Origin of the sequence: Actinoplanes sp. NPDC049599 (assembly GCF_044465625.1) — a bacterium.
GTDB lineage: Bacteria > Actinomycetota > Actinomycetes > Mycobacteriales > Micromonosporaceae > Actinoplanes.
Genome location: NZ_JBITLX010000061.1, coordinates 1 through 6,064, shown reverse-complemented (window position 1 = coordinate 6,064; position 6,064 = coordinate 1). Strand labels below are relative to the sequence as shown.

The window sequence follows — 6,064 nt, the reverse complement described above, 5'->3', positions numbered from 1 at the left end:
TGACCTCCTTGCTCGAGACCCGATGACGCCTCGTCGGCCGGGCGAGCGTTCTGACCCCACACGATCTCCTCGTCGATCGTCCACTCCACGTGGTACCGCCCGGACGGAATATCTGGAGCTCCGCACCAGCGAACTGCGGTATGTCCGAAAGAAGTTCTGACCTGGACCAGAAGAGGACTCCAGGGGAACTCGGCGGTCTTCTCCACCTCGACAAGCATGTAGGCATCATGGCAGGCCGTTTTGCCACGGTGGCGTGCGCTCATCTGCCGCCGAGAAGGCGCGAACTGTGTGATCTGCTGCTGCGGGCGCCCGCCGGCCTGCCCGCCTGGTCGACGGTGGACGTCGTCCGCGACCTGGGGCGGGTTGAAGGAGATCGGCTCCGGCCGTGTCGCTGACGCCTTCATCCGCCGTCCCGGGGATCATTGCCACGGTCGACTCGTTTGCCGGGGGAGTAGGTCGGTGCCCGGGCGCAGAGGTCGAAACGCGTACCCAACCGAGGCAAGAACCTCCCGACGAGCTGCGCAGACGTGATCGAGCCATAGCCGTTGAACTGCCGATATAGGGATATTGGATCCTCGGCGGACCGGCGGTCGCCATGTTGCGGGCCATCCCCCGTACGCGTTGGAGCCGGCCGCCCTGCGCCACCTCGACCCGCGTCTTCGGCGTCCTGATGAGCCTGCAGCCGGCCGATCCGGCGATCGCCGAGTGGCTCATCCTGAAACAGCATCTCGGGCCAGCGCCGATCACCGCGCTGGTGCTGGTTACCGGCGGGGATCGGCATCACCCGGTCGAAGCCCGCCTGAGGCCTTCGCGTCGGCGTCCGGCAGGCCTTTGGACCCTGCCCCGGTGCGTCGCCGGGAGCACACAATCAGCTCGGGGGCCACGTCGCTGTGTCACGAGCCGGTGACACTGCGGACCGCGTCCTCTCCTTTCGTGCGGAGGTGTCCAATGGCCTGCACGCCGCTCGCCATCCCGACCGGACTCTTTTACACCGACACCGTCTGGCGGAGTACGTCGGAGACCCGCTCCACCGGCCGGTCCGCGACCTACGCGCCGGACGGCAGCCTCGTCGTCAGCGGCCCGAACGGCTCGACCCGGTTCACGCCGGCGGGCAACGAGCTGGTCCGGCACATGTTCTTCGGCAGCGCCAACCACCTGGCGGTTCTTCGCAGCGGCAAGATCGGCGCAGTCGAGCGTCGGGTGTACCTGATCGACTTCGACGCGGCCCCGACGAAGCCGCAGAACGTGATGTTCGTGTCGGCCCTCGCTACCGACCTGTTCCCCTGGCTGCAGTACAGCGGCGGCTCGGGCGACGTGTGCTGCATCGGCGCGCCGGGCACCGGGGTCGGCGTGCAAGGGCTGCGGATCTGCCGGAGCGACAACGGCCTCGGGCTGCTGACCGGACCCGCGAACTATCTGCCGAAGGTCATCACCCAGGGCCGCGCGACCACCACCGAGCTGCAGATCGTGGACGGTACGGTTGTGCTGGCCCGGACGCCGCTGCCCGCCGGCCGCTGCCAGGTCAGCCCCTCCAGCCAGATGTTCCCCGCGGTGATCCTGGGCGGCCCGGGACCGGCGACGTCGACCCGCCAGTTTACCGTGACCAACTCCGGAACCGACTGCCTGCGGATCGATGGCGTGGGCCGCAAGGATCCGTTCTCCGGCACCGGGCCGAGCGTGCCGTTCCCGGCCGGCCTCGGACCGGGCGCGAGCATGTCCGTCACGGTGATCTTCGCGCCGGCGGCGGCCGGCTCCTGGACCAGCGTGACCCTGCCGATCAGCCGCACCCCGGCGCTCGGCGACGACAAGCTGACCTGCTCAGGGAGCGCCACGGTACGCGACGCCGCGCCGCCGACGTGGCCGGCCGGGGCTGTGCTGACCGCGGACGCGGTGACGAGGGAGGCGGCCACCCTGCACTGGACCGCGGCCCAGGACGACCGCGGGATCGCCGGGTACCGGGTCTACCAGGACGCAGCACTCATCGCCTCGCCCGGGGCGGCCGCGCGGCAGCACACCGCCACCAGGCTGGCGCCGAACACCGAGTACGCCTTCCGCATCGAAGCGGTCGACGCGGCCGGCAACCTCAGCACGGGCGGGCCCACCGTGCGCGTACGCACGGCGCCACCGCTGCCACCGGCCGTGCTCGACCAGGTCAACGATCCGGCCTGGTCCGGCGCCGCGGTCAACATCGTGCCGGCGAACCGGGATCAGCAGGTCGTCGTTCCGACCCGCCGGCGCCTGCGCGCGGTCGAGGTCGCGCTCGTCAACGGCAACCCCCAGTACGGCGGTGACCAGGTGACGCTCACCGTCTCGGACGCGACCGGCGCGGTGCTCCTGAAGACCACGGCCGCCGTTCCGCCGGGCTTCGACGGCTTCTGGCGATTCGACGTGCCGGGCGACGGCGCCGCGGTGACCGTCGGCGCGCCGCTCACGCTGACGCTGCAGGACACCGGCCGTAACGCGTTCTGGTGGAAATACCAGGGCGGCGACAGCTATCCAGCGGGAACGGCGTACTTCGCCGGCCAGGTCTTCCACGACAACGACTTCCTGTTCCGCACGTACGGCTCGGACTGAGCGTGAGAAAGGTCAGGTGGTGGAGATGACAGACGCGCCACGAGATCTGCGGTTCGAGGCAAGCGTCCATCCGGGACGCCGTGGCGACGCCGATCCCAGCCGGATCGCCGGACGCGGCATCGATCGGGTCCCCAGCCCGAACGGGGAGATCCGGGCGCTCATCGATCTCGCCGCGTGCGTACGCCTGCTGGAGGAGGGCTACGAGGTCCGGCTGCACGGGGTGCGTCCGGTGCAGCCGCTGGATCCCGCGCTGGTCGCCACCGACGACGAGGTCCGCGCCCTCATCGGGGAACGGATGCGCCTCGCCGGCCGGAGGGAGCAGTCATGACGCTTGGCAAATACCACACCGTCTATCAACTGGACACGGAGATCAGCTATCTCGCGCACAGCTTCCCGCAGCTCTGCCGGGAGATCCCGCTGCCCGAGACCTCCGCCGAGGGCCGCCCTGTCTCGGCGCTCCGGATCGGCGCGCGATCCGGCGACGGCGATGACGACTCCCGGCGTGGCGTGCTACTCGTCGGCGGCACGCACGCCCGTGAGCTGATGAACCCCGAATGCCTGGTGGATCTGGCCTGGCAGCTCGTCATCAGTTATCTGCTGCAATCGGACATCGTGCTCGGCAACCACACCTGGACGGCCGGCGACATCAAGCTCATCCTCGACTCCATCGATCTGTACCTCGTTCCGTGCGTCAATCCCGACGGCCACGAGTACGTGCTCAACACCGACGAGACCTGGCGAAAGAACCGGCGTCCCGACCCGGACCCGGCCTGCGTGGGCGTGGATCTCAACCGGAACGCGGACTTCATGTGGGGTGTGACCGACGGGTACACGTCATGCCGGCCGGACGACGAGACGTACGCTGGCCCCGCTCCGTTCTCCGAACCCGAGACGCGCAACGTCAAGCACCTGTTCGACACGTACCCGATCTGCTGCTTCGCCGACGTCCACTCCTACTCCGAGCTGGTGCTGCACCCGTGGGGCCACGCGCCGGCCCAGACCACGGACGACACCTCGGTCTTCACCACGCTGCCCACCGGCACCTGCCAGCCGATCAAGGCGGGATACGAGGAGTACCTGAGCCCGCGGGACCTGCTCCGCTACCGGGAGGTCGGGGCACGGATCCGCGAGGCGATCCGGGCGGTACGCGGCGAGGTCTACACCGTCCAGCCGGCCTACGACCTGTACCCGGTCACCGGGACGCTGAGTGACTACGCCTACAGCAGACACATCGCGGTCCCGGATCGCCGCAAGGTGTACGGGTACACGCTTGAAACCGGGCCGTACAACCCAGAGGGCGTCTGGGAGTCCTTCCACCCGCGGAACCCGAGCGAGATCATCGAGGAGACGGAGTCCGGCCTCATCGCGTTCGCGTACCAGTGCATCTGCGCCATCGAGCTGATCGGGCTTCGGGTGCTGGCCCGTGACAACGAGGTGAGGGCCCTACGGGCCGCCCGCGACGAGCTACTGGCCACCACCGCCGTCGGGCGCGCCTGGATAGCCCTGTTCGAACACGTGGCGCACCGGCTGATGGAGGCCGTGCTGGCCGACGAGGGCCGGCGCCGGGAGGCGGCCGAGCTGCTGGAAGAAGCCGGCGCGCTGCTGCGGGAGGACGGAGCGACACTGCGTCCCGGCACCGTCGAGCGGTCGATCGTCTTCCTGCGCGAGCTCGAGGAGCAGGCCCCCGACGAGGAAACCCGCGCCGAACTCCGGGCGACCGCGGACAGGATGAGACGGCTCGCCGGGCTGACCGCGGACGAGGTGCTGCGCGACCTGATGAGCGAGCCTCCCGGCACGACCGGCCGGGAACGTTGATCGGGAGTACCAGGGAACCAGGCGTCTGGTGCGAGGGGGGCAACGGCCAGGACGTAGCCGAGCCGTGGGCCGCGCAACGCCTGGGCCTGGTGCGGATTCAGCCCCTTGCGCACGAGCTTTGCGGAACATGCTGGCAGCGCAAGAGAGCTATGTCGATTTCCGGACGACACCCGCGCCCGGCCAGCGGAAGTGCAAGAGAATCTGACGGACCATGGTTGAGCTCGGTCGGGTTCGGCGCGGAGCCAGCACGTCAGTCTGGGGATTTGGTAGGCAGTTTGCGGGCGCTCTCCCGACATTCCGCGACCGTGGTGCACGGGATAACGACCTTTTCGACCCCGGCCAGTGCACCGAGTTCGCTGTTTGCCCTGGAATCCCGGAAACGCCGGACCGCCGCCTGGTCGGCCATCTTCACCCGGAAATCCTCCGGGAAGTTCTCTGAGGTGAAGTTGTCGAGGAGTTGGTCGTCGCTCAGGCCGTCTTTCATGTTGTCGTACGTGCTCTGTTCGTCCTCGAAGACGACGTCGGTCACGTCCGGCAGCGCTCGCAGCCTCGCCTCGATGTCGCCCTTTTGCTGCTGGGTGGCGTCGTCGGTGAGGAAAACGACGATTGCCGCATTGTCGTCGAGCAGGCGCTGTCCGCGTTCCTCGTCAGATTCCTCGAAGATCGAGCAGGCCGTCAGGGCAGCGATCGCAAGCGACGCAGCAGTGATGATCTTTAGTAGCCGCACGCGCGGCAGGCTAGCAGTATGTCCTCACTTCCGCGTGCAGTGTGGTGACCTCAGCCCTGTGTCACCGACCGTAGCCGGAGGCCTGAGAGGCGCGCGCCGCGGCGTCGCGGGTCTGCCCGTCGAAGGGCACGAGGCGGACCGCTTCCGCCGTCGCGGCCTCGGCGTAGGCTCGCTGGTCGTGGCTGATGACGAGTGGATCGGGTCGGCAGACAGAAGTTCACGTCGAGTTTTGTGTCTTCGCCGCGACGGCCGCCGCGACGAGTCCATGCGGGTGCCGACGCTGTACGGGTTGGCCGCGAATCCTGCCGCCCCTGCCGAGGTTCTGCTGCGCCTGCTTCACGGGTATCCCGATGTCGTGTCCGCCGCGCTGCGACGCCGAGCGGCGCTGCCGGCACCGGTACTCGCGGCGATGCTGGTTGATCCCCATCCCGGCATCCGCAGCGCGTTGGCCGGCAACCGCCACATCGAGCCGCAGGTCAGGTTGCAGCTGGTCGACGACCCCGATGCTCGAGTCGGCGCAGCGCTGCTTGCCGACCGGACCCTGCCACTGCCGGACCATGTGTTCTATCCGTGCTTGGACCGGCTCAACAATCTGTCGGCGCGGGGTTTGATGACACCTGCGGAGCTGGCCGGCGAGGTCTGTGATCAGGTGACCCACGACCGGCGGGTGCTCGCAGCCGCCACCCGGCATCCGGAGCCGAGAATCCGGCGTGCCGCGATCCCCGAGTCATCACCGTCGACGTTGGGCTGCGACACCGTTGTGCAACTGGTTCAGGCGATGACACATGACCAGTCGCCCGAGGTGCGAGCGGCCGCGACGGACTTCCTGGCATCCCGCGACCGCGTCGTGGAGCAGCATTTGTGCCCTGAACAGCGAAGGAGTTGTGTTTGTAGGCAGGCTCTGGAGTTGATGCTGTGCGAGAGATGAAGGTTTGGCCCTTCGGAGTC

Annotated in this window: 6 protein-coding genes; 4 read left to right on the top strand and 2 right to left on the bottom strand. The window is 68.6% G+C overall.

Translation table 11 applies throughout. The features are described from left to right. A partial coding sequence (locus ACIBQZ_RS43080; RefSeq protein WP_396094754.1) for a hypothetical protein occupies window positions 1–218 on the bottom strand: 218 nt, incomplete at its 3' end. A 730-nt stretch (window positions 219–948) separates the two neighbouring features. On the opposite strand from ACIBQZ_RS43080, the gene ACIBQZ_RS43075 reads away from it, so the two are divergent. From ACIBQZ_RS43075 to ACIBQZ_RS43065, 3 genes are read left to right on the top strand one after another with little or no spacing between them, the layout of a single operon-like run. Beyond that, window positions 949–2,574 (top strand): fibronectin type III domain-containing protein, encoded by a 1,626-nt coding sequence (locus ACIBQZ_RS43075; RefSeq protein WP_396094753.1) that lies wholly within the window; start codon window positions 949–951, stop codon window positions 2,572–2,574. A gap of 25 nt (window positions 2,575–2,599) precedes the next feature. Further along, window positions 2,600–2,902, top strand: coding sequence for a hypothetical protein (locus ACIBQZ_RS43070; protein WP_396094752.1), 303 nt, complete (start codon window positions 2,600–2,602; stop codon window positions 2,900–2,902). Further along, window positions 2,899–4,389, top strand: a complete 1,491-nt coding sequence (locus ACIBQZ_RS43065; protein ID WP_396094751.1) for a M14 family zinc carboxypeptidase — start codon at window positions 2,899–2,901, stop codon at window positions 4,387–4,389. The genes ACIBQZ_RS43070 and ACIBQZ_RS43065 overlap by 4 nt, the downstream gene beginning before the upstream one ends. 250 nt (window positions 4,390–4,639) lie before the next feature. On the opposite strand, the gene ACIBQZ_RS43060 is transcribed toward ACIBQZ_RS43065, so the two are convergent. Beyond that, complete coding sequence (locus ACIBQZ_RS43060; protein WP_396094750.1) at window positions 4,640–5,116, bottom strand: permease-like cell division protein FtsX; 477 nt, start codon at window positions 5,114–5,116, stop codon at window positions 4,640–4,642. A 178-nt stretch (window positions 5,117–5,294) separates the two neighbouring features. Between ACIBQZ_RS43060 and ACIBQZ_RS43055 the strand changes: the two genes are divergently transcribed. Further along, window positions 5,295–6,044: a hypothetical protein gene (locus tag ACIBQZ_RS43055; RefSeq protein WP_396094748.1), complete on the top strand. Its 750-nt coding sequence runs from the start codon at window positions 5,295–5,297 to the stop codon at window positions 6,042–6,044. Window positions 6,045–6,064: the final 20 nt, after the last annotated feature.

What these genes read in the sequence shown, in the direction of transcription:
- ACIBQZ_RS43075 (WP_396094753.1), top strand. Translation starts at nt 949, where the DNA reads ATGGCCTGCACGCCGCTCGCCATCCCGACCGGACTCTTTTACACCGAC.
- ACIBQZ_RS43070 (WP_396094752.1), top strand. Translation starts at nt 2,600, where the DNA reads ATGACAGACGCGCCACGAGATCTGCGGTTCGAGGCAAGCGTCCATCCG.
- ACIBQZ_RS43065 (WP_396094751.1), top strand. Translation starts at nt 2,899, where the DNA reads ATGACGCTTGGCAAATACCACACCGTCTATCAACTGGACACGGAGATC.